Source organism: Leifsonia shinshuensis (assembly GCF_013410375.1).
GTDB lineage: Bacteria > Actinomycetota > Actinomycetes > Actinomycetales > Microbacteriaceae > Leifsonia > Leifsonia shinshuensis.
Window position 1 is genome coordinate 3,273,746 of sequence record NZ_JACCFL010000001.1, and the last position, 21,375, is coordinate 3,295,120.

18 protein-coding genes are annotated in these 21,375 nt (G+C 70.2%); 7 read left to right on the forward strand and 11 right to left on the reverse strand.

The window, feature by feature from the left end; genetic code table 11:
• Positions 1 to 27: 27 nt before the first annotated feature.
• Genes HNR13_RS15920 through HNR13_RS15930 form a run of 3 tightly spaced genes read left to right on the forward strand, consistent with a single transcriptional unit; the run spans position 28 to position 3,968 of the window.
• A complete protein-coding gene (locus HNR13_RS15920; protein ID WP_179607338.1) occupies positions 28 to 1,554 on the forward strand; it encodes an aldehyde dehydrogenase family protein in 1,527 nt (508 codons plus the stop codon).
• Positions 1,555 to 1,564: 10 nt separating this feature from the next.
• A complete protein-coding gene (locus HNR13_RS15925) occupies positions 1,565 to 2,413 on the forward strand; it encodes an HpcH/HpaI aldolase/citrate lyase family protein (protein WP_246312791.1) in 849 nt (282 codons plus the stop codon).
• 46 nt (positions 2,414 to 2,459) lie between these two features.
• Positions 2,460 to 3,968: an APC family permease gene (locus HNR13_RS15930; RefSeq protein ID WP_179607340.1), complete on the forward strand. Its 1,509-nt coding sequence runs from the start codon at positions 2,460 to 2,462 to the stop codon at positions 3,966 to 3,968.
• A gap of 861 nt (positions 3,969 to 4,829) precedes the next feature.
• Here HNR13_RS15930 and HNR13_RS15935 read toward each other — a convergent pair.
• Positions 4,830 to 6,386, reverse strand: a complete 1,557-nt coding sequence (locus tag HNR13_RS15935) for a GMC family oxidoreductase (protein ID WP_179607341.1) — start codon at positions 6,384 to 6,386, stop codon at positions 4,830 to 4,832.
• Positions 6,383 to 7,807 carry a purine-cytosine permease family protein gene (locus HNR13_RS15940; protein ID WP_179607343.1) on the reverse strand — a complete coding sequence of 475 codons (1,425 nt, stop codon included), beginning with the start codon at positions 7,805 to 7,807 and terminating at the stop codon, positions 6,383 to 6,385. Before HNR13_RS15940 ends, HNR13_RS15935 begins: the two co-directional genes overlap by 4 nt.
• A 159-nt stretch (positions 7,808 to 7,966) precedes the next feature.
• Here HNR13_RS15940 and HNR13_RS15945 point away from each other — a divergent pair, with 159 nt between their 5' ends.
• A complete protein-coding gene (locus tag HNR13_RS15945; protein ID WP_179607345.1) occupies positions 7,967 to 8,902 on the forward strand; it encodes a LysR family transcriptional regulator in 936 nt (311 codons plus the stop codon).
• Positions 8,903 to 9,042: 140 nt separating this feature from the next.
• Entirely contained in the window at positions 9,043 to 10,680 is a 1,638-nt protein-coding gene (locus HNR13_RS15950) for an amidohydrolase (protein ID WP_179607347.1), read from the forward strand.
• 189 nt (positions 10,681 to 10,869) lie between these two features.
• Here HNR13_RS15950 and HNR13_RS15955 read toward each other — a convergent pair whose 3' ends face one another.
• The 3 genes from HNR13_RS15955 to soxR all read right to left on the reverse strand — a co-directional run bounded on the left by HNR13_RS15955 (position 10,870) and on the right by soxR (position 12,202).
• Entirely contained in the window at positions 10,870 to 11,175 is a 306-nt protein-coding gene (locus HNR13_RS15955; protein ID WP_179607349.1) for a DUF4190 domain-containing protein, read from the reverse strand.
• A 37-nt stretch (positions 11,176 to 11,212) separates the two neighbouring features.
• A complete protein-coding gene (locus tag HNR13_RS15960; RefSeq protein ID WP_179607351.1) occupies positions 11,213 to 11,596 on the reverse strand; it encodes a hypothetical protein in 384 nt (127 codons plus the stop codon).
• A 129-nt stretch (positions 11,597 to 11,725) separates the two neighbouring features.
• Positions 11,726 to 12,202, reverse strand: a complete 477-nt coding sequence (soxR, locus tag HNR13_RS15965; RefSeq protein ID WP_179607353.1) for a redox-sensitive transcriptional activator SoxR — start codon at positions 12,200 to 12,202, stop codon at positions 11,726 to 11,728.
• Between the two features lie 24 nt (positions 12,203 to 12,226).
• Between soxR and HNR13_RS15970 the strand changes: the two genes are divergently transcribed.
• Complete coding sequence (locus HNR13_RS15970) at positions 12,227 to 13,639, forward strand: MFS transporter (RefSeq protein WP_179607355.1); 1,413 nt, start codon at positions 12,227 to 12,229, stop codon at positions 13,637 to 13,639.
• A gap of 92 nt (positions 13,640 to 13,731) precedes the next feature.
• On the opposite strand, the gene HNR13_RS21900 is transcribed toward HNR13_RS15970, so the two are convergent.
• Genes HNR13_RS21900 through HNR13_RS16000 form a run of 6 tightly spaced genes read right to left on the reverse strand, consistent with a single transcriptional unit; the run spans position 13,732 to position 19,946 of the window.
• Positions 13,732 to 14,805, reverse strand: a complete 1,074-nt coding sequence (locus tag HNR13_RS21900; protein ID WP_179607357.1) for an ABC transporter ATP-binding protein — start codon at positions 14,803 to 14,805, stop codon at positions 13,732 to 13,734.
• A complete protein-coding gene (locus tag HNR13_RS15980; RefSeq protein WP_179607359.1) occupies positions 14,805 to 15,617 on the reverse strand; it encodes an ABC transporter permease in 813 nt (270 codons plus the stop codon). The genes HNR13_RS21900 and HNR13_RS15980 overlap by 1 nt, the downstream gene beginning before the upstream one ends.
• Complete coding sequence (locus HNR13_RS15985) at positions 15,614 to 16,660, reverse strand: ABC transporter permease (protein WP_179607361.1); 1,047 nt, start codon at positions 16,658 to 16,660, stop codon at positions 15,614 to 15,616. The genes HNR13_RS15980 and HNR13_RS15985 overlap by 4 nt, the downstream gene beginning before the upstream one ends.
• Positions 16,660 to 17,790 carry an extracellular solute-binding protein gene (locus HNR13_RS15990; protein WP_179607363.1) on the reverse strand — a complete coding sequence of 377 codons (1,131 nt, stop codon included), beginning with the start codon at positions 17,788 to 17,790 and terminating at the stop codon, positions 16,660 to 16,662. The genes HNR13_RS15985 and HNR13_RS15990 overlap by 1 nt, the downstream gene beginning before the upstream one ends.
• Positions 17,791 to 17,844: 54 nt before the next feature.
• The gene (locus HNR13_RS15995) at positions 17,845 to 18,807 is read right to left on the reverse strand and encodes a sugar phosphate isomerase/epimerase family protein (RefSeq protein WP_179607365.1); all 963 of its coding nucleotides are present in this window, start codon (positions 18,805 to 18,807) and stop codon (positions 17,845 to 17,847) included.
• Positions 18,804 to 19,946 carry a Gfo/Idh/MocA family protein gene (locus HNR13_RS16000; protein ID WP_179607367.1) on the reverse strand — a complete coding sequence of 381 codons (1,143 nt, stop codon included), beginning with the start codon at positions 19,944 to 19,946 and terminating at the stop codon, positions 18,804 to 18,806. Before HNR13_RS16000 ends, HNR13_RS15995 begins: the two co-directional genes overlap by 4 nt.
• 163 nt (positions 19,947 to 20,109) lie before the next feature.
• Here HNR13_RS16000 and HNR13_RS16005 point away from each other — a divergent pair, with 163 nt between their 5' ends.
• Positions 20,110 to 21,279: an ROK family protein gene (locus HNR13_RS16005; protein ID WP_179607369.1), complete on the forward strand. Its 1,170-nt coding sequence runs from the start codon at positions 20,110 to 20,112 to the stop codon at positions 21,277 to 21,279.
• Positions 21,280 to 21,375: the final 96 nt, after the last annotated feature.

The window sequence follows — 21,375 nt, forward strand, 5'->3', positions numbered from 1 at the left end:
GCCGTGGCGAACGGAGGAGAGCCCCGCATGACGCTCGAGACCACGACCAGCCCGGCGGCCGCGGCCACCCCGGAGGGCGCACCGCGACTGGCGGCCCCCGAGCTGACCGCCCGCATCGACGGCCGCGCCGTCATCGCCGGCGACCGCGTCCCCTCGGCGTCGGGCGAGACGTTCGTCACCATCAACCCGGCCACCGGCGCGGCTCTCGCAGAGGTCGCCAAGGGCGGCGCCGCCGACGTCGACCGCGCCGTGGCCGCGGCCCGCGCCGCCTTCGAGTCCGGCGTCTGGAGCCGCCGCGACGCCGCCGACCGCGGCGCCGTCCTGCGCCGCCTCGCCGACCTCATCGAGCGGAACGGCGACGAGCTCGCCCTCCTCGAATCCCTCGACATGGGCAAGCCGCTGTCGCAGACCAGCACGGTCGACGTGCCCGGCACCGCGGCGACCTTCCGCTGGTACGGAGAGCTCGCCGACAAGCTCACGGACGAAGTCCCCTCCACTCCGCCGGGCTCGACCGCCATCGTCAGCCGCGTCGCGCTCGGCGTGGTCGCCGCCATCGTCCCCTGGAACTACCCGCTCGACATCGCCGCCTGGAAGCTCGCGCCCGCACTGGTCGCCGGCAACAGCGTCGTGCTGAAGCCCGCCGAGACCACCAGCCTGACCGCGCTCCGCCTCGGCGAGCTGGCGCTGGAGGCCGGCATCCCGGCGGGTGTGCTCAACGTCGTCCCCGGCCCCGGCTCGGTGATCGGCCGGGCGCTCGGCCTCCACCCGGACGTCGACGCGCTCACCTTCACCGGCTCCACCGCGGTCGCGAAGAAGCTGTTGACCTATGCGGGCGAGTCGAACATGAAGCGGCTGAGTCTCGAAGCCGGCGGCAAGAGCTCGAACCTGATCTTCGCCGACGTGGAGGACCTGGCGCTGGCCGCCGAGAAGGCCGCGTTCGGCGCCTTCTACAACCAGGGCGAGGTCTGCTCCGCCAACTCCCGCATCTTCGTCGAGCGTCCCGTCTACGACGAGTTCGTCGGGCTGCTCACGACGGCCGCCGAGGCCTACCGCTCGGGCGACCCGCTCGACCCGGCAAGCGGCAATGGCGCGCTCGTCTCCGAGTCGCACGCCGACGGCGTCGCCGCGGCGATCGAGGCGGCGGCCCGCGACGGCGAGCTGATCGGCGGCGAGCGGATCGGCCGGGACGGCTCCACGGCCTTCATCGACCCGGCGATCGTCGCCGGCCTCCCGCTGTCGCACGCGCTGCACCGCGAAGAGGTCTTCGGCCCGCTGGTCGTCGTCCAGGCCTTCGACCACGAGGACGACGCCGTGCGCGCCGCGAACGCGACCGACTACGGCCTCGCCGCGTCGCTCTGGACCTCCAGCCTCTCCCGCGCCCACCGGGTGTCCGAGCGGCTGGTCGCCGGCACCGTCTCGGTGAACACGGTGGACGCGCTCGGCTCCACCACCCCGTTCGGCGGGTTCAAGCAGTCCGGCTTCGGCCGCGACCTCTCCCGGCACGCCATCGACAACTACGTGGGCCTGAAGACCACGTGGTTCCAGCACGCGTAGGAGGCCGGCGATGACGATGCAGCTGGACGCTGGTGCGCGGAGCGCTGGCCGCGTGCCGCCGGAGGTCGCGCGCTCCTGGCTGCTCATCGCGGCCTCCCGGCTCGACGCCGTCGCGGTCGCGGGCTCGCAGGCCGATGCGGTCGTCATCGACCTGGAGGATGCGATCGACGCGTCCCGCAAGGAGGTCGAGCGGGAGCGCGTCGCACGGTTCCTGGAGTCCGGCGGCGAGGCCTGGGTGCGCGTCAACGACCGCACCTCGGCCTTCTGGGCCGGAGATGTGGACCGGCTGCGCGGCCTCCCCGGGCTGCTCGGCGTCGTGCTCGCCAAGACCGAGGAGGCGGCCCACGTCACCGAGACGGCGGAGCGGCTGGGCGGCGCGACGCCGGTCGTCGCGCTGATCGAGTCCGCCCTCGGCGTCGAGAACGCGGCGCTGATCGCCCGCGCGCCAGGCGTCTTCCGGCTGGCGTTCGGCAGCGGCGACTACCGCCGCGACACCGGCGTCGCCAACAAGGAGGTCGCCCTGGCCTACCCGCGCTCGCGGCTGGTCGTGGCCAGCCGCGTCGGCGGCCTCCCCGGACCGATCGACGGGCCGTCGGTTCTCGACGGCGCGCCGATCGTCACCGAGCAGTCGCAGTCCGCTGCCGCGCTCGGCCTCACCGGACGGCTGTGCCTGCGCGAGACGCAGGTCGGCATCGTCAACGAGGTGATGGCGCCGTCGGCCGAGGACGTGTCCTGGGCCGGCGGCTTCCTCGACGAGTTCGAGGCGAACGGCCGTGTCGTCCGCGACGGCAGCGACCTCCCCCGGCTCGGCCGCGCCGAGAGGATCCTCGAGCTCGATCGTGCCTTCCGTGCGTCGTAACCCACCCACTCCCACCCGAGAGAATGCAAGGACGAAGGAGTCCCCGATGACCGATACCAAGCTCCAGACCTCGAACATCCGCACCCAGCATTTCCGCAAGACGCTCGGCCGGCTCGACATCGTCTTCCTGTCGATCAGCGCGGTCATCTCCATCGACACGGTCGCGCAGATCGCAGCGGGAGGCGGCGCCGAGGCGTTCACCTGGACCGCCGTGATCGGCATCACCTTCCTCTTCCCGTACGCCCTGGTGATCTCCGAGCTCGGCAGCACCTTCCACGACGAGGGCGGACCCTTCGTCTGGGTCCGGCTGGCGTTCGGCAAGCTGACCGCGGCGATCGCGACGCTGTTCTACTGGATCACCAACCCGCTCTGGATGGGCGGCTCGCTGGTGTTCATCTCCGCCGCGACCTGGGGCGCGTACATCGCCCCGCTGCCGGAGGGCAGCGCCGGGGACATCGTGTTCAAGCTGGTGTTCATCTGGCTGGCGATCGGCACGGCGATCATCGGCCTCCAGTACGGCAAGCACATCGTCGCGGCCGGCGCGATCATCAAGATTCTGCTGCTGGTGGTGTTCGTCGTCACCGTGGCCGTCTACGCGATGAAGAACGGCGTGCACGGGTACGCCGCCGGGGCCTTCTCGCCGACGCTCGGCGGGTTCCTCGCCGTGACGCCGGTCATCCTCTTCGCGGTCGTCGGCTTCGAGGCGCCGAACGGCGCGGCCGAGGAGATGCGCAACCCGCAGCGCGACGTCCCGCGGGCGATCACGTCCTCCGGCATCATCTCGATCCTCTGCTACCTCGTGCCCATCTTCGCGATCCTGGCCGTGCTGCCGGCCAACAAGGTGCAGGGCGCCAGCGGCCTCCTCGACGCCTTCAAGGAGGTCTTCTCCGTCTACGGCATCGCGACCGGCCCGGTGATGTTCATCGCCGCGCTGCTGTTCGTGTTCGTGGTGCTGACCCAGGCGAGCGCGTGGATGATCGCCTCCGACCGCGTTCAGGCCGCCGCGGGCGCGGACGGTGCGTTCTTCCGCTACTTCGGCGTCTTCTCCAAGCGGTTCGGCACCCCGGTGCGGATGAACCTGCTCTCCGGGATCGTGGCCACCGTCTTCTGCATCGCGGCGACGCTGCTGCTCAAGGGCAGCACGGCGGCGGTGTTCACGGTGGTGCTGACGGTCGCGATCTCCACCCTGCTGCTGTCGTACCTGGTGATCTTCCCGTCGATCGTGCGGCTGCGTAAGAAGTACCCGGACGTCGAGCGCCCGTTCCGCGTGCCGGGAGGCCGCGCCGGGCTGTGGACCGCCGTCGTGGTGATCTACGCGTGGGTGCTGCTCGGGTCGTGGGTCGCGGTCTTCCCGGGGACGCTGGAGGGACTGCTCGGGGTGAAGTACGACTTCCTCTCCACCTGGGGCGTCGACCGGCCCACCTTCGAAGGGTTCACGGTGGGGACGCTGATCGTGATCACCGTGCTGGCGCTGGCCGGGTACTTCTGGCAGCGGTCCCGCGACCGGCGCGTCGACCCGGGGCCGGAGGTGCTGCTGGAGCCGGTGCGCGACTGAGGCGCGCGCCGTCGCGAACGGAGGAGATCCCGGCCCACCCGGCCGGGATCTCCTCCGTTCACTGCGTTTCCGGGGCCGCGGCAAGCCGATCTCCTCCGTTCCCGACACCGGTCGGCACCGGAGGACATCCGGGCCGACAGGCCGGCCACGCGCAGGGAACGGAGGACTTCCCGGTGGCGGTGGCTGGGATCACCTCCGTCAGCCGCGGTTCGGCGCCGGCGAGCGGTGGATGTCCTCCGTTGCGACATCCGTCGCCAGCAGAGGACATCCGGCCAGGCGGGCCCAGCGCAGGCAACGGAGTAGATCCGGTCACTGTCACCGGGATCTCCTGCGTTCACTGCGTTCCGGCGGCTCGGTGTCCTCCGTCCCGACGCCGGTGGGCAAAGGACGACATCCAGGCCGACACGCCGGACGCGCGCAGGGAACGGAGGACATCCCGACTCCGGTGGCCGGTATCTCCTCCGTTAGCTGTGGTCCAACGGAGGACATCCAGGCCAACACGCCGGCCACACGCAGGAAACGGAGGAGATACTGGTCCCAGGTGCCGGGAACTACTCCGTTCGCTGCTTTTCGGGGGCCGCAGGTGGTGGATGTCCTCCGCGAGTGACAGCGGTCGGCAGGGAGGACATCCGGGCCGACACGCCGGCCGCGCGCAGGGAACGGAGGAGATACCGGTCGCAGCTGCCGGGAACTCCTCCGTTCGCTGCGTTTGGGGGCCGCAGGCGGGGGATGTCCTCCGCGGGCGACAGCGGTCGGTAACGGAGGACATCCGGGGCGACACGCCGCTCCAACGCAGGCAACGGAGGAGATCCCGGCCGGAATGGCTGGGATGTCCTCCGTTAGCTGCGCCCGAGGAACGCGTCAGGCCGGGACGGCCGCCACCAGCTCTGCCGCCCGCTCCGCCACCATCATCACCGTGATGACCGGGTTCACCGACGTGAGGGTCGGGAACACCGACGCGTCCGCGATGCGGAGCCCGTCGATCCCGCGCACCCGCAGCTCCGGGTCGACCACCGCGAGCTCGTCGTCGGCCGCGCCCATCCGGCACGTCCCACTCACGTGGTACACCGTCTGGTGGATGTCGCGCTGCACGGCAGACAGCTCCTCGTCCGTCTGCACGTCGGGACCGGGGAAGACCTCCCGCACCAGGTGGCTGCGCATCGGCTCGGCCGCCGCGATCTCGCGGGCGAGCCGCACCCCGGCCACCAGCATCCGCTCGTCGTGCCCGTCCGCGTCCGTGAAGTAGCGGTAGTCGATCACCGGCGGCTCGTCCGGGTCGGCGGAAGCGATGGTGACGCGGCCGCGGCTGTGCGGCTTGGCCACGTTCGGCGCGATCGCGACGATGGACTCCGGGAACGAGACGCCGCGGGCGCGCGGGTGGTCGACCACCGGCTCCACAGGGAAGTGCATGAGGACGTCCGGCTTCGTCGGGTCGCCGTCCACGCCGACCATCGCGCCGGCGTCCCAGCCGGAGGCGGACACCCTGGGCGGAGGCGCCACGGCCTCCCAAACGACCAGGCCCTCGGCGTGGTCCTGGAGGTTCTCGCCCACCCCGGGCAGGTCGTGCACCAGGGTTACGCCCGCCGCCGACAGCACCGATGACGGCCCGATCCCGGAGAGCAGCAGCAGCCGCGGGGTGTCGATGGCGCCGCAGGCGAGCACGATCTCGCGGCGGGCGCGGACCTCGTGCAGAGCGCCCGACTCGTCGCTGTAGTGCACGGCGACGGCGCGGCCGGCCTCCACCACGATCCGCGAGGCCCGCGCCCCGGTGATGACCTCGAGCGCCGGGCGCGAGTCCATCACCTCGTGCAGGTAGTGGATGGAGCTCGACCCGCGCACGTTCGTCTCCGGGTCGTAGCCGACCTCGAAGAACCCGGCGCCGCGTGCCAGCGTGTCCGTGCGGCCGTCGTTCCAGCGCTCCTGCAGCGGGAGGCCGAGCGCCGTCACGGCGGAGGCGACCACGTCGGCGACGAACGGGTTGCGGTCCGCGGCGGCGACGGGATGCACCGGGATGGCGAGCCGGTCGAAGTAGGGCTGGAAGCTCGCGGCGTCCCAGCCGGCGGCCCCGGCCTCCACCCACTCATCGAGGTCAGCGGCGAGCGGCCGCCACGCGATCATCGTGTTCGCGGTCGAGCAGCCGCCGAGGATGCGCATGCGGGACTGCCGGATGGCGGAGTTGCCGCGCTCCTGCGGGACGCTGCGGTAGTCGAGGTCGTACTCGCTCTCGATCATCTCCTCCCAGCGCCGAATCTCGCGGGCCCGGCCCTCGTCGCGGTCGCTGGGTCCCCACTCCAGGAGGGCGACCGTGGCACCCGGATGCTCGGAGAGGCGGGCGGCGACGATGGCGCCCGCCGTGCCGCCGCCGACCACGACGTAGTCGTACTCGGCGGCGGGCTGGGCTGCTGGACGGAGGGTCATTCTGCTCCTGCGACGGGGGTGGTGAGGGAGGCGGCGGCCACGGCGGGCGCCTTCGACGGCGCCCACTTCATGAGCGCGTAGTAGAGCGGGCAGATCACGGCCAGGCCGACGATCCAGGAGATGTCGACGCCGCCGAGCGCGGTCGCGATCGGGCCGGTGTAGAACGCCGTGTTGATGAACGGCAGCTGGATGAGGATGCCCAGCACGTAGCAGATCACCGCGTTGCGGTTGACCCGGCCGTAGATGCCGCCGTCCTGGCGGAACAGCGAGGCGATGTCGTACTTGCCGTGCTTGACCGCGTAGTAGTCGACCAGGTTGACGGCGGTCCACGGGATGAGGACGCACAGCAGCAGGATCATCAGGTTCGACAGGTTGACCAGGAAGTTGGCCGAGAACGCGAAGCCGAGCACGAGCGCGACCAGGAAGAGGATGACCGCGATCGCCCCACGCGTGACGGCCCGCGGGATCCACTTCGGGAACAGCGTCTGCCCGATCGTGATGATGGCGAGGCTGCCGCAGTAGAGGTTCATCCCGTTGCTGACGCTGATGCCGACACCGAACACCAGCATCGCGAGCCCCGCGATCCCGGGGATGAGGGCGCTGAGCCCGGTCGCCACGTCGTCCTTCGGGAACGCCGCGCCGACGATGGAGCCGAGCACCATCGGGATGACCGACCCGGCCACGCAGCCGGCGAAGGTCGCCCAGAACGCGGCCCGCACGCCGGTGTCCTTCGGCATGTAGCGGGTGTAGTCCGACACGTACGGCGCGTAGGCGATCTGCCAGAGCGCCGCGACGGAGATGGTGCCCATGATGCCGGTGGCGGTCACCGAGCCGTAGCTGATGGCGCTCGCCGGGAGAGTGCCCGCGGCGAAGATGTAGATGAAGACGATGGCGATGGTGAGGCCGGCGACGACGCTCATCACCGTGCCGAAGACGTGCAGCAGCCGATAGCCGAAGACGGCGCCGAATACACTGATCAGGCCGACGATCACGGTTGACCAGAACGTGCCCAGATGCGCGAGGGAGTCGAGCGCCTGCCCGCCCAGGATCACGTTCGAGGCGAAGAACGCCACGTACATCCCGACCACGATCACGACGACCAGGAGGCTGCCGTACGACCCGAACTGCGCCCGGGTCTGCAGCATCTGCGGCACGCCCATCTGCGGGCCCTGCGCGGCGTGCAGCGCCATCACGACGCCGCCGATCAGGTTGCCGACGATGAGAGCCACGATCGCCGCCCAGATCGGAAGGCCGTACACGGCGGTGGCGAGGAGCCCGGTCGCGATCGACAGCATCATGATGTTGCCGCCGAACCAGATCGTGAAGAGGTTGCGCGCCTTGCCGTGCCGCTCGTTCTCCGGGATGTAGTCGATGGTGCGGGTCTCGACGCCGAGGGCGTCCGTGCGGACCTCTGTGGTCATGATGTGCTCCTCGTCGTCGATTGGATAGAAGCTTCTGCTCTCCGGCGGCATCTATCAAGTAAGGTTGCCTGAAGCACTGCATCACTTCGCGAGATACAGCGCCGTGAGTAACAGGACCGAAACACAGCCGTCACATCGGCGGACCGACGGAGGCCGGCCATGAGCAAGAAGCCCGACGTCACGCTCGCGCAGCTCCGCTACTTCATCGAGGCAGCGACGCACCTCTCGATGACCCGCGCGGCCGAGGAGCTCTTCGTCGCCCAGTCCGCCGTCTCGTCCGCCATCGCGCAGCTGGAGCAGCAGGTCGGCGCGCAGCTCTTCATCCGGCAGCGCTCGCGCGGACTGACCCTCACGCCGGCCGGGCAGCAGTTCCTCGGCGACGCGCGGGCGCTGTTGCTCAACCTGGAGGAGGCGCTCGACACCGCGCGCGGGATCGACAACCAGGTCCGCGGCACCATCCGGATCGGCTGCTTCGTCACGCTCGCGCCCTTCATCCTCCCGGCGATCGTCAGCCGCGTGCGGGCGGAGCACCCCTACCTCGACATCGAGGTGGACGAGCTGGACACCGACGGCGCCAGGGCGGCGCTGCGCAGCGGCCGGGTCGAACTGCTGATCGGCTACGACTTCGGCTTCGGCAACGACATCCGCACCGCCGTGCTCTCCGACGCTCCCCCGCACGTGATCCTGCCGGCCGACCACCCGCTGGCGTCCTCGCCGCAGGTCTTCCTGCGCGAGCTGTCGCGCGAGCCGATGATCCTGCTCGACCTGCCGCACAGCCGGGAGTACTTCCTCGGCATCCTCGCCGGCGCCGGGCTCCAGCCGGAGATCCGGCACCGCTCGCTCAACTACGAGACCGTGCGCGCGTTCGTCGCGCACGGTCACGGCTTCTCGATCCTCAACCAGCGGCCGCGGCACGACTTCAGCTACGACGGCGAGCGGGTGGCCGCGCTGCCGATCGCGGACAGCGTCCCAGCCCTGCCCGTGGTGCTCGCGGCGATGCGCTCGGTGCGGGCGACCGCGCGGGCGCGCGCGGTGAGCGACATCGCGGCCCAGGTGGTAGCGGAGGCGCTGAACCCGGAGCCGCTGCGGTCCTGAGGGGTCGAGGAGGCTTCCGGATTTCGGGCAGGTTTCAGGCGCATCACACATCTGCATGGATGATGAACTGATCCAGCCGAAACTATTTGCGTGATCCAGACCGTGCGTCGAGACTGGTCGGATACGCGAAAGGGACGCCGATGACGAGTCTGCACTTCACGAACGCCCGCCTGTACCTCGGGGACGGGGTCTGGCGAGACGGCGGCGTGCTGGTGCGGGACGGCCTGATCGCGGCCGTGGGCACGGACGACGAGCTCGCCGCGCTGCGCGACGCGGACACGGAGGTGCGGGACGCCGCGGGCGGCTCCCTGCTCCCCGGCTTCCACGACACGCACGTTCACCCGCCGATGGCCGGCAGCTCGCTGCTCGGCATCGACCTCATGCCGGTGCACGACGCCGCCGCCTACCGCCGGGTCATCGCAGAGTACGCCGCCGCTCATCCCGAGCTCGGCGTCATCGTCGGCGTCGGCTGGTACGGCGACGTCTTCCCCGGCGGCTTCCCCACCCGGGAGCTGCTCGACGACATCGTGCCCGACCGGCCGGTCATCCTCACCAGCCACGACGGTCACGGCGTCTGGGTGAACTCCCGGGCGCTGGAGGCCGCGGGCGTCGGCGACGACGTGGCCGATCCGCTCGGCGGCCGGTTCGTGCGCGACGACGCCGGGCGGCTGACGGGTGTGCTGCTCGACACCGCGGTCCAGGCGCTCGCGGCGATCACGCCGCCGCCCCCGCCCGGTTTCCTGGAGGAGGCGATCCTGTCCGCGCAGCAGCGCCTGCACTCCGTCGGGATCACCACCTGGCACGACGCCGCCGTCGGCACGAGCGAGCTCGGGCCGGACTCCTTCGACAGCTACCTCGCCCTCGCGTCGCACGGCGACCTGACCGCGCGCGTGGTGCTCTGCCAGTGGTGGGACCGGGATCGCGGGCTCGAGCAGGTGGACGAGCTGGTCGCGCGGCGGTCGCGTGCGGCGGAGGTCCCCGGCGTGACGGCCGGCGTCGTCAAGATCATGCAGGACGGCGTCATCGAGAACCACACCGGCGCCCTGCTGGAGGACTACGCCGACGGCTCGGGAGAGCGCGGCGACTCCTTCGTCCCGCCGGAGCTGCTGAAGACGATCGTGGCCGAGCTGGACGCGCGCGAATTCGACGTGCACCTGCACGCCGTGGGCGACCGGGCCGTGCGGGAATGCCTGGACGCGGTCGAGCACGCGCGCGCCGTCAACGGGCCGGACGGCGGGCGCCACCAGCTCGCCCACCTCGACGTGGTGGACCCGGCCGACTTCGACCGCTTCGCGGCGCTGGACGTGACCGCGAACGCGCAGCTGCTCTGGGCGCGCACCGACACCGAGATCGTGGAGCGGAAGCTGCCGATGATGGGCCACGACCGCGCGGGCAGGCACTTCCCGTTCGAGTCGCTGCGGCGGCACGGCGCCCGCATCGTCGGCGGCAGCGACTGGCCGGTGTCCGCCCCGAACCCGCTCTGGGCGATGCACACCGGTACGACCCGGCTGGCGCCCTCCACCGACCCGCACGCCACCGGGCAGGCGCTCACCGAACCGCTGCTCGCCGCCGAGGCACTGCCGTTCGTGACCGTCCTCGACGCGTACACCGGAACCGCCGCCTGGGTCGGGCGGCTGGAGGACACCACAGGCCGGCTCGCGCCGGGCTTCGCCGCCGACCTCGTGCTCCTCGACCGCGACATCTCGGACGGACGCGGCCTGGACACCGCGACCGTCGTCGAAACCGTCGTCGGCGGCCGCACCGTCCACCGCGCGTAGCCGTCACGCGATCCGCGCCGGAATGTCGCTTATCGCGGCGGGAACGGCGACATATCGACGATATCGTTCGTCAGCGAGCGCAGCGGGCTGTTCGCGGACGAGGCCGAGGTCGGCGGCTCTCAGTGAAAAGCCCCGGCGTCCGCGCGAGGGTAATGGCGGGGCGCGGCGCCGGGGCTTCGAGGGTGCCGGTCAGTAGGAGGAGCTGGAGTACCCGGCTGAAGCGGCGAACACGATCGTCAGGACGGTGAAGAGCACGACGAAGGCGATGTAGACGTAGCCGATGACGAGGCCGGCGATCGCGAGGCCTCGGCCGCTTTCGCCGGTGCGCTTGATCTGACCGAGGGCGATGTGCCCACAGATCACACCGGCGAGCGGGAAGACGAACGCGCCGACGAGGGCGATGATCGCCAACACGTTGGTGCCGCTCTTCTGCGCCGGGTACGGGGCATAGGCAGGCGCGGCCGGTGGGTAGGCGTTCGGGTTCTGGTCGGTCATGGTGAGGTGACTCCGATCTGTGGGGTGGGTGAGGTGGCTAGTTCTGGGAGATGCTGTCGCCGAGGATGCCGGCGGGGTGGGCGGCGGCAGCGATGGCGTTGGCAGTCTCCTGGAACGCCGTGTCCGTTTTGGCGGCGCCGATCGCTCCGCCCTTCAACGCCCCTGACACCATGTTGCGGTTCAGGCGCGCGACCAGGCGGCCCTGCTGATCGACCATGAAGTCGACGAGGAAGGACACCTGGAAGTTCTTGCCCGCCATCGCACCCAGCCAGAACGTTCGGGCGGCGCTGCCGCGCTTGGCGAGCAGACCACCGGACGGGGTCGTCGTGACGGTGAAGCCCTCGGCCTGGAGCGCGGAGGTGACGAGTTGCTTGGCGGCCTCGTGGTCGCCGAGCAGGAAGAAGTCGTGGGCGGACGCCATGGTGGATTCCTCGGGTTCTCGGGGCGGGGGTTGGTCACCTGAAGGGTGCGACGGGGACACTCTATCGGGGGACGAATGCTTCCGCATCCCGCTGGCCCAGCGGGGGTACTGCTGTCTGGCTCAGCGCGGTCATCCCATTTCGTCGACGAAGGGCGGCAGGCGCCTGGCGCCTTGGCCGTCTTTCCCGAGGACGTCGCCGGGGTTCATGACGAGGCACACACTGAGGGAGACGCACCCGCAACCGATGCACTGGCTCATCTCGCTCTGCAGGCGTTCCAGCTCACGCTGACGGGCGGTGAGTTTCGCGCGCCAGTGCTCGTTGAGGCGGTTCCAGTCCCGGAGTGAAGGCATCCGGTCGCGGGGAAGGGACTCGAACTGCTCCGCTACCTCGCTGAGCGGGATTCCGAGCCGCTTGGCCACCTGGATGATCGCGATCCGGCGTTCCATGTGCCGTGGATACAGGCGGGTGCCGCCCGGCGTCCGCTGGGTGTGGATCAGGCCCTTGCGTTCGTAGAAATGCAGCGCGGAGGCGCTGACTCCGGTTCGCCTGACGACCTCCCCGATGGTGAGAAGGTCCGTCGGCTTGGGCCGTTTGATCTCAACCATAGTTGAGATCCTACGCTGACAGACATGACCACCCAGACAACATCGGCTCCTTCCTGGCGGGCGCTCTTCAGGGGCGCGAACGGACGCATCGTCATCGTCCTCAGCGGCAGCATCGCGCTCTACGCGATCACGACGTACATCACCGGTGCGGTGCTGCCTGCGATGACCGAACAGCTGCACGGAGACCGCCTGTATGCGTGGGTGAACACCGCGTTCCTCGCCGCGTCCATCGTCGGCTCCGCCAGCGCGAGCGCGTTGGCTTCGCGGTTCGGCATCCGTGCGTCGTACCTGCTCGGCTTCCTCGTCTTCGCCGCGGGGTCCGTCCTCATCGCCGTGTCGCCGACGATGGAGGTCATCGTGGCCGGTCGGGCGGCCGAGGGATTCGGCGGCGGATTGCTCTCGGCTCTCGCTTATGTGGCGGTCAGCATCACGCTTCCCGCGGAGCTCTGGGGGCGAGCCACCGCCCTTGTCTCCGCGATGTGGGGAGTCGGCGGCATCGCGGGCCCTGCGGTCGGCGGCCTCTTCGGTACGGCCGACGTGTGGCGCCTGCCGTTCGTCCTTCTGGCGGGTATCGCCCTCGCGCTGGCTCTCCAAGCGCAGAGGTCCGTGAAGACCGCCGGCGGTGGCCGGAGCGGTGGAGGCAGCCACCGCGGCTCGATCGCGGTCCCCTCGCTCCTGATCGTCCTGCTCGCGGTATCCGGGTTCAGTGCCGCAGCCCTCTTCGACGGTCCGGCGCGACTGGGCTGGTTCGCCGCGAGCGTTGTCCTGCTCGGGATGTTCGTCATCGTCGATGCACGCTCGAAGACGAGCCTCCTGCCGCGCGCGACGTATCTGCGCGGGTCCGATCTGCGCTGGATCTACCTCCTCGTCGCGGTACTGGCCGGGTCGGTGATGATCGAGGCGTTCATCCCCCTCTTCGGTCAGACCCTCGGCGGCCTGCCGCCGTTCGCGGCAGGGTATCTCGGAGCCGTTCCCTCCGTCGGCTGGACGACCGCCCAGTTCCTGAGCGCTTCCGTCGCGAGCGAGCGCACCAAGCGCACTGTGCGCACCGTCGGCCCGGTCGTGACCCTCGCCGGTTTCGTCGCTCTGGCCGTGACGCCGCCGACGAGTGGATTCGGGATGCTGTGGTGGCTCCCAGCGCTGATGGCGATCGGCGCCGGCGTGGGAATGGCGTTCCCGCATTTGGCCGTGGCGGCGATGTCGACCGGCCGCGACGAGGGAGAGTCCGCACAAGCGTCTGCCGGCATCAGCGTCGTTCAACTGCTCAGCAACACCGTGTTCACGTCCGTGTGCGGGCTGCTGCTCTCCACACGGATCGCGGGAGCCGCAGCTCCTCAGGTGATGGCGACCGGGCTTGCGGTCATCGTCGCCGCGGGCGTGGCGGTGGCCTTCACCGGATTGCGACGGAACCGGCGGGCACGATCGTTCCGGCGGTGACGGTGCCGATCGCGCCGCCGCCATCCGTTCCTCACTTTCTCCCGCGACCGCAGGGTGTGTTGCGGGAGAAAGTGAGGAAGCGATGGCGGGGGTCAGGCGGCGTGCGTCTGGGTGAAGGCGTGGAGGCCTTCGGGGGCGATGGTGAAGTGGACGTGTTGGCCGGGGGTGAGGGCGTCGGCGGCTTGGGAGAGCATGGTGACGGGGATGCGGAGGTCGCCGGCGATGATCTCCGCGCGGGCGAACGGGCCGAAGAAGTCCAGCGCGCCCAGCACACCCGAAGCCGACCCCGCCGTGGTCGCGGCGTCCTCGGGCAGGATGCGGACGCGTTCGGCCATGACCAGCACATCCACCCGGTCGCCGTGACGGAGGTCGTCTTGCGACGTGGTCAGCGACAGGCCGCCGATCTCCACGGTCGCGGTCGGGCCGGAACCGTGGACGATGCCGGTGCCCAGGGACTGCCCGCCGAGGAACTGGGCGACGAACCGGTTCCCCGGCGCCCGGTACATCGCTTCGGGGGTGTCGTTCTGCTGGACCACCCCGTGGTCCAGCATCATCACCTGATCGCCCAGGTCCATCGCCTCCTCCTGGTCGTGGGTGACCATGATCGTGGTCAACCCGGTCTCCCGGTGGATGCGTTTGAGCTCGCGCTGCATCTCCCCCCGGATCTTCTTATCCAAAGCCGACAACGGCTCATCCAGCAGCAGCAGATCCGGGCTGGTCACCAGCGCCCGGGCGAGGGCGACGCGTTGCTGCTGCCCGCCGGAGAGCTGGGCCGGGGAACGACCCCCGAAGTCGCCCAACCCCACCAACCCGAGCATCTCCTCCGCCTTCCGCTTCGCCGCCGCGCGTGGGGTGCGCCGGGCCCGCAGCCCATACATCACGTTGGAGAGCACGCTCAGGTGCGGGAACAGGGCGTAGTTCTGGAACACGAACCCGATGTTGCGTTTCTCCACCGACACCCGGGTCACCTCCCGCGACCCCACCCGGATCGACCCGCCATCCGGGTCCTCCAACCCGGCGATGATCCGCAGCAGCGTCGACTTACCGGACCCGGAGGAGCCCAGCATGCAGCAGAACCGGCCATCACCGACCCGCAACTCCAACGGTTCCAGCACCCGGGTGCCGTTGAACGTCTTGGACACACCCATCACAGTGAGCTCGGCCATCAGTTTCCTTTGTTCGTAGAAGTCGTGAAGAGCTTGGCGGCGTTACCGGACAACCAATTCAGGATGACCACCAGCAACACCGTGGAGAGGATGATGATCGTCGCCAACGCATCCACATCCGGCGTCACCCCCAACCGCACCATCGAATAGATCTGCACCGGCAACGTCGACACCCCGATCGGCGCCAGAAACAACTGGATCGCGAAGTTGTTGAACGTGATCACGAACGCCAGCAGACCGCCCGCGATGATCGACGGCCCGATGAGGGGGACGGTCACGGTGAGGAACGTCCGCACCGGCCCGGCGCCGAGCGAGTGCGCGGCTTCGGCGTAGTGCGGGTTCAGGTCGCGGAGGCGGCCCGAGACGATCAGCACCACGAACGGCAGCGAAGTCACGATCGACGCGAGGATCAGCCCGATCGTGCTGGACCCCAGGCCCAGCCAGCCGAAGACGACGACGAACCCGGCGGCGAGGATCAGCGCCGGGACGGTCAGCAGCGCCAGCAGCAGGCTGTTGATCGGGGCCGTGATGAAGACCCGGGCGCGCGCCATCCCCAGCGAGAGCAGGGTGCCGACGATCACCGCGGCGATGGTCGCCTGCGTGGCCAGGTTGAGGCTGGTGAGCAGCGCGTCCACCAGCGCCTGGTCGTTGGCCAGGTTGGCGTACCAGTCGAAGGTGAAGTGGAACGGGAACGTCCCGTACCGGGACTGGTTGAGGCTCAGCGCCGTCATGGCCAGGAGCGGCAGCGCCAGGATGACCAGGAGCACGTAGAGCCAGACCTTCATGATCCGGGGCAGCACGGCGGTCTTCATCGGAGCGCTCCTTCCGTAGGGGAGGCCGTGGAGGCCGCCGTGGGGGCGGCCGTCGAGACGACCTCGTGGTTCGCGAGGGCGTCCTGGGTGGTCAGCGCGTCCTCCGCGAGCCGCGCCTGCGCGAGCACACGCTCGGCCTTCGGACGACCCGCCTTCGACACACCGGACAGGGCGTTGCGCGACCAGGTGAGCAGCCCCGTAACCCCGCCGACGATGGCGAGCGACGTCACCAGCAGGACCAGCGACATCGCCACTGCGAACTGCTGGTGCACGCCCGCCGACAGCTGGGCCGAGATGGTGTTGCCGAGCATCTGCCCGTTCGGCCCGCCGAGGATGGCGGGCTCGGCGAACGCGCCGACGGTCTGGACGAAGGTGAGGGCGAAGTTCACCCCGATCATCGCGGTCGACAGCGGCCAGATCACCCGGGTGAACACGAAGCCCTTCGACGCGCCCAGCGTGCGGGAGGCCTCCAGCACGGAGCCGCTGATCTGCTCCGACGCCGAATACATCACCAGGATCGCCGTCGGGATCGACTCCTGCACCAGCATCAGGATGTTCGCCGCCGGGGTGTACATGATCGACGCCTGCGGGTCCGCCAGCCCGATCGCCGACAGCAGCGACATCACCGGACCACCGGCCTGGATCAGGCTGACGAACCCGTAGATCAGCAGCAACTGCGAGGTGATGTAGGGGATGATGACGAATCCGAGGATCAACGGCTTCACCCGCGGGCTGGTGTACCGGGCCAGCGCCCACGCCGCCGGCCACGCCAGCGCGATGCTCACCACCGTCACGCCGAACGCGATCAGCAGCGTCCGGCCCAGCAACGACATGTACACCGGGCTCGAGAACATCTCGGCGAAGTTCTCGACGGTCAGGCTGCCGGAGCCGTTCGTGAACCCGATGATCAGCAGCGCCACCAGCGGGAGCAGGGCGAACAGGACGAGCAGGAGGCCGCCGGGGGTGAGCAGGAAGCCCGTGCCCAGGGCCCCTCTGGCCCGCCGCCGGGGACGGCGGGCCAGAGACAGCGGGGCGGTGGTCATCAGGAGCCGGCTTTCACCTGCGTCCAGGCGTCGACCCACGACTGGAGCCGGTCCGCGGGCTGCGGGAGCTGCAGCGCGAGGCTCGAGATCTTGTCGGGGTTCGCCTGGAGGCGGTCCAGGGTGGCCGGTTCGAGCGACGCGACGACCGACTTGTTCGCCGGGGCGGGCGAGGAGTCGGCGGGAGTGTTCGCCCACTTGGTCAGGAAGTCCTTGCCGGTCATGTAGTTGAGCCACTTGTACGCGAGGTCGAGGTTCTTGGTCTTGGCCGCAATCGCCCAGTTGTCGATCCAGCCGACCGCGCCCTCCTTGGTGATCTCGTACCTGAAGTTCGCCGTGCCGGGCGCGTTGCCGGCGACCAGGCCGCCGATGCCGTCCGAGTTCGCGATCCCTGCGACGATGGCGCCGCTGGCGATGCCCTTGGCGAGGTCGTCGGTCGACGAGTACAGCAGCTTCGCGTTGTCCTTCAGCTTCTGCAGGGCCGGGGTGACCTTCGCCATGTCCGGGTTCTGCGGGTCCTCGCCGAGGTACATGGCCGTGATCGGGACGAGCACGGTGGCGTCGTCGATCAGGGCGATCTGTCCCTTGTACTTCGGGTCCCAGAGCACGCTGAGCGAGTCGGGCGTCGGCGTCACCTTGCTGCCGTCGAAGAACAGCCCGGTGCTGCCCCAGGTCCACGGGACGCCGTACAGTTTGCCGTCCTTGCGGATCTCCTTGCGTCCGGAGAAGTCGGAGTACAGGTCGTTGTAGTTGGTCAGCTTGGAGGTGTCCAGCTCGTGGAAGATGCCCTGGTCGATGCCCTGCCCGATGTACTGGATGTTCGGCAGCGCCACGTCGATCGCGCCGTTGGCCTTGCTCACCAGCTGCAGCTCGTTCGACTCGGAGTCGATGTACTGGAACTTGAGGGTGGCCCCGGTCTCCTTCTTGAAGTCGGTCGCGACCCAGGGCAGGTCGGCGCCGTAGCCCTTCCAGATCGCGACGGTCAGGGTGTTGCTGTCGCTGCCCGAGGCGCTGGGCGACAGGGAGCACGAGGTCAGGGCGACAGCCGCCGCGACGGCTGCTCCGACCGCGATGGTGGTCCGACGCGCGATGGAGCGGCGCCGTTGCCCTTTGGTGCTGCGTGAGTCTTTCACGTCATTCTCTCCTTGTTGTTGGTGCATGGATCCACTCGTGGCGGTGGAGGTCGGTCAGAGGATGCCGGCGGTGGCGTCCTCCAGGTAGTTGCGCGCCGCGATGAGCTGCCCGACCGGATCGGAGGCGGCGTCGAGTTCCAGCAGGATGCCGCCTTCGTAGCCGATCTCCGCGAGAGTGGCCGCGAACGCGGGCCAGTCGACGATGCCCTGGCCGGCCGCGCGGAAGTACGGGCGGTGCCGCTCCCAGATGCCCTCGTCCACGAGCGCGTTCTCGCGGAAGGCGCCCGCGGCGTCCTTCCAGTGCGCGATGACGACGCGTTCGCGGTGGCGCGAGACGAGCTGCACCGGGTCTCCCCCGCCGAGCACGATGTGGCCGGTGTCCGGGCAGAACGCGACGAGGAACGGATCGGTCAGCAGCAGGAACAGGTCGACATCCCGCGGCGTCCAGAACACCGAGTGGCTCTCGGTGTGCAGCGCGAGCGTCACGCCGTGCCGGGCGGTGATCGCGCCGACCTCGTTGGCGATGCCGGCGATCGGCAGCGCCGTGGCGAGGTCCACGGGGGCGAGCCCGTCGCCCTCCGCGTTGTTGCGGCGCATCGGGAGCCCTGCGACCAGGTAGGACGCGCCGATCCCGGCGAGGAAGGCGGCCTCGGTCTCCGCCGCGGCGAGGATGGCGGCGCGCGTGGCCGGATCGGTGACATCCTCCGCGTGTTCGATCTCGGCGAAGTAGGCGCTGACCACCGAGAGGCCGCGGCGCTCCAGCTCGGCGGCGAAGGCCTCGACGGAACCGTAGGCGGCGATCGCGGTGAGGCGGTCGGCGGGCGGGAAGGTCATCTCCAGTTCCGTCACGCCGGCTTCCTGCAGGGCGTCGAGGATGGTGTCCCAGACGCGGCGCGGCTCGGCGGCGGCGAGGGCCTCCAGCTCCGCGCTGCCGGTGAGGCCCCAGAAGCCCGGGTCGAAGAAGGTGATCAGGTCGACGCCGAAGGCGCGGGTGGTGGTTGCGGTGCTGGCGGTCATGCGATCGCGGTCTCCTCGAGGGATGCCGAGCGCCAGGTCCCCGTGGATGGGGCGGGGCGCTCGCAGGTGGTGGTCAGGGTGTGGACGCCGTCGGTGCCGTTCGCGATCGCGTCGAGCACCTCCAGCACGTGCAGGGCGAAGTCGGCGCTGGTGCGGTGCGGCTCGCCCGTCAGCGCGGCGGCGAGGTCGGCGACGCCGGGGCCGCGCAGCGGAAGCAGTTCCTCCAGGAGACCGTCGGTGAAGCCGTCGATGACGGGAGGCAGCTCGCGCCACTCCCCTTCTCCATGCAGGCGCACGCGAACCGCGTCGTCGTAGTTGTTGGGGTCGGGGACGCTCAGCGTGCCCTTCGAGCCGTACAGCTCGATGAACGGGAGGTTGTGATCCCAGACGTCGAAGCTCGCGAGCACCGTGCCGATCGCGCCGGAGGCGAAGTCCAGCGTCGCCGAGGCGTGCGTCGGGATGGTCACGTCGATGGACTCCACCCGCCGCTCCGGGGTGGAGACCGGGCGGACGGTGCTGCCGATCCGGGCGCGGGCGGACACGCTGGCCACCGGGCCGAGCAGGTTGACCAGCGCGGCGATGTAGTAGGGGCCCATGTCGAGCGCCGGGCCGCCGCCGGGGATGAAGAGGAAGGTCGGGTCCGGGTGCCAGAGCTCGGCCTTGCTGTGCGTGACGAAGGCGCTCGCGCCGATCACCTCGCCGATCAGGCCCTCGTCCACGGCGGCGCGGGCGGTCTGACCCGCCGAGCCCAGGAACGTGTCCGGCGCGGAGCCGAAGAGCACGCCGCGCTCGCGGGCCTCGGCCACCAGCGGAGCCGCCGTGGCGAAGGAGGCCGTGAGCGGCTTCTCGGTGAACACGTGCTTGCCCGTCGCGAGCAGGGCGCGGGTGACGCTCTCGTGCGCCAGCGGCGGGGTGAGGTTGACCAGGATGTCGACGCCCTCCGCCGCGGCCAGCTCCTCGACGCTCGCGAAGACGGGGACGCCGTAGCGCTCCCCCGCCGCCTGTGCGAGCTCCTGGCTCAGGTCCGTGCAGCCGACGATCCGGAGGCCGTCGAACCGCTCCAGCCCGCGGAAGTACGCACCGGAGATGTTGCCGCAGCCGACGATGCCGACACCGATCCGGTCTTTCTGAACAGTCAACGCTCACCCTTCTTCTTCGAAGCTCTCGGCGGAGGAAGCACAGTCGCTTTCCGCTGTTGAACGGGAACGTTAGCAATTATGCGCGGTAATAGCAAAACTATTTTTTCTCGCGTAAGATCAGGCACTGGCACGAAGGGGTAGACCAGACATGGATCATTCGGAGATGCGGCAGCGCAACGCCGCCAGCACGCTCGGCATCCTGTACCGCACCGGTCCGGCGAAGATGACCGCGCTACAGCAGGAGTCCGGCCTGTCCCGCCGGACCATCGAGCTGATCCTCGACGACCTGATGGAATCCGGCTGGGTCGTCGAGCTGGCCGCGGCCTCCCCCGACACCCGGACGGTCGGGCGCCCCGCGCGCTCGTTCGCGTTCCGGTACGACGCCGCGTGCGTCGTCGCGCTGCAGCTGGAGGCCGGCCAGATCCACGCCACGGTCGCCGACCTGGCGACCACCATCCTCGGCGACCTGCGGGTGCCGCTGCCGATCAAGACCTCCCGGGCCCAGCGCCTCAGCCTGCTGGACGACTGCGTGACGCGCGTGCTGGCCGAGGCCGGCGTCGAGCGGTCGGCTGTCGTCGCCGTCACCGTCTCCACCCCCGGCATCGTCCGCGACGACGGGATGGTCGACCTCCCGATGACCATGCCCGAGTGGACCGGCTTCTCCCTGCGCGACGCCGTCGGCGAGCTGTTCGACTGCCCGGTGCGGGTCGAGAACGACGCGAAGATCGCCGCCCTCGGCGAGAAGTGGTCGCGCGACGGCGAGGTGCAGGACTTCGCCTACATCTTCTCGGACAGCGAGCGCATCGGTATCGGTCTGGTGCTGCGCAACGAGCTGTACCGCGGCCGCGACGGCGCGGCCGGCGAGGTCAGCTGGGCGCGCGACCTGGGCTTGCACGACCTGGTCAGCCCGCTGCTCGTGGACCTCGACGACGAGCTGGCGCCCGGCCACGCGGCGACCTGGGCGCTGGTGACCGCGGCCCGCGCGGGCGAGCCGCACGCGCTGGAGGAGGTCGACCGCCTGGCGAGCGCGCTCAGCACCGGCGTCACCCTGATCGCGTGGCTGCTGGCGCCGGAGGAGATCATCCTGGGCGGCTCGCTCGGCACCCTGCAGGACCTCCTCATCCCCGCGCTCGAGCGGAAGCTCGCCACCAACGACCGGCCCATCGAGACCCGGCTGCGCGGCTCGCAGTACGGCGACGCGAGCGTCCTCACCGGCTGCCTGCGCATGTGCATCGAGTCGCTCGGCGAGCAGCTGTTCAGGCCGGCCGGGGTCGCCACGATCGGACGCGCCCGCATCCCGGCGCCGCCCACCCCCGAGGAGGCCGCCAGCTAGCCACGCTCACGCGCCCGCTTCCGCGCTCGCGTCCCGCAGGAGGTCGGGGCCCGACACGCGCTCGATCTCCTTCCGGACGCCGTTCGGGAGGAGATT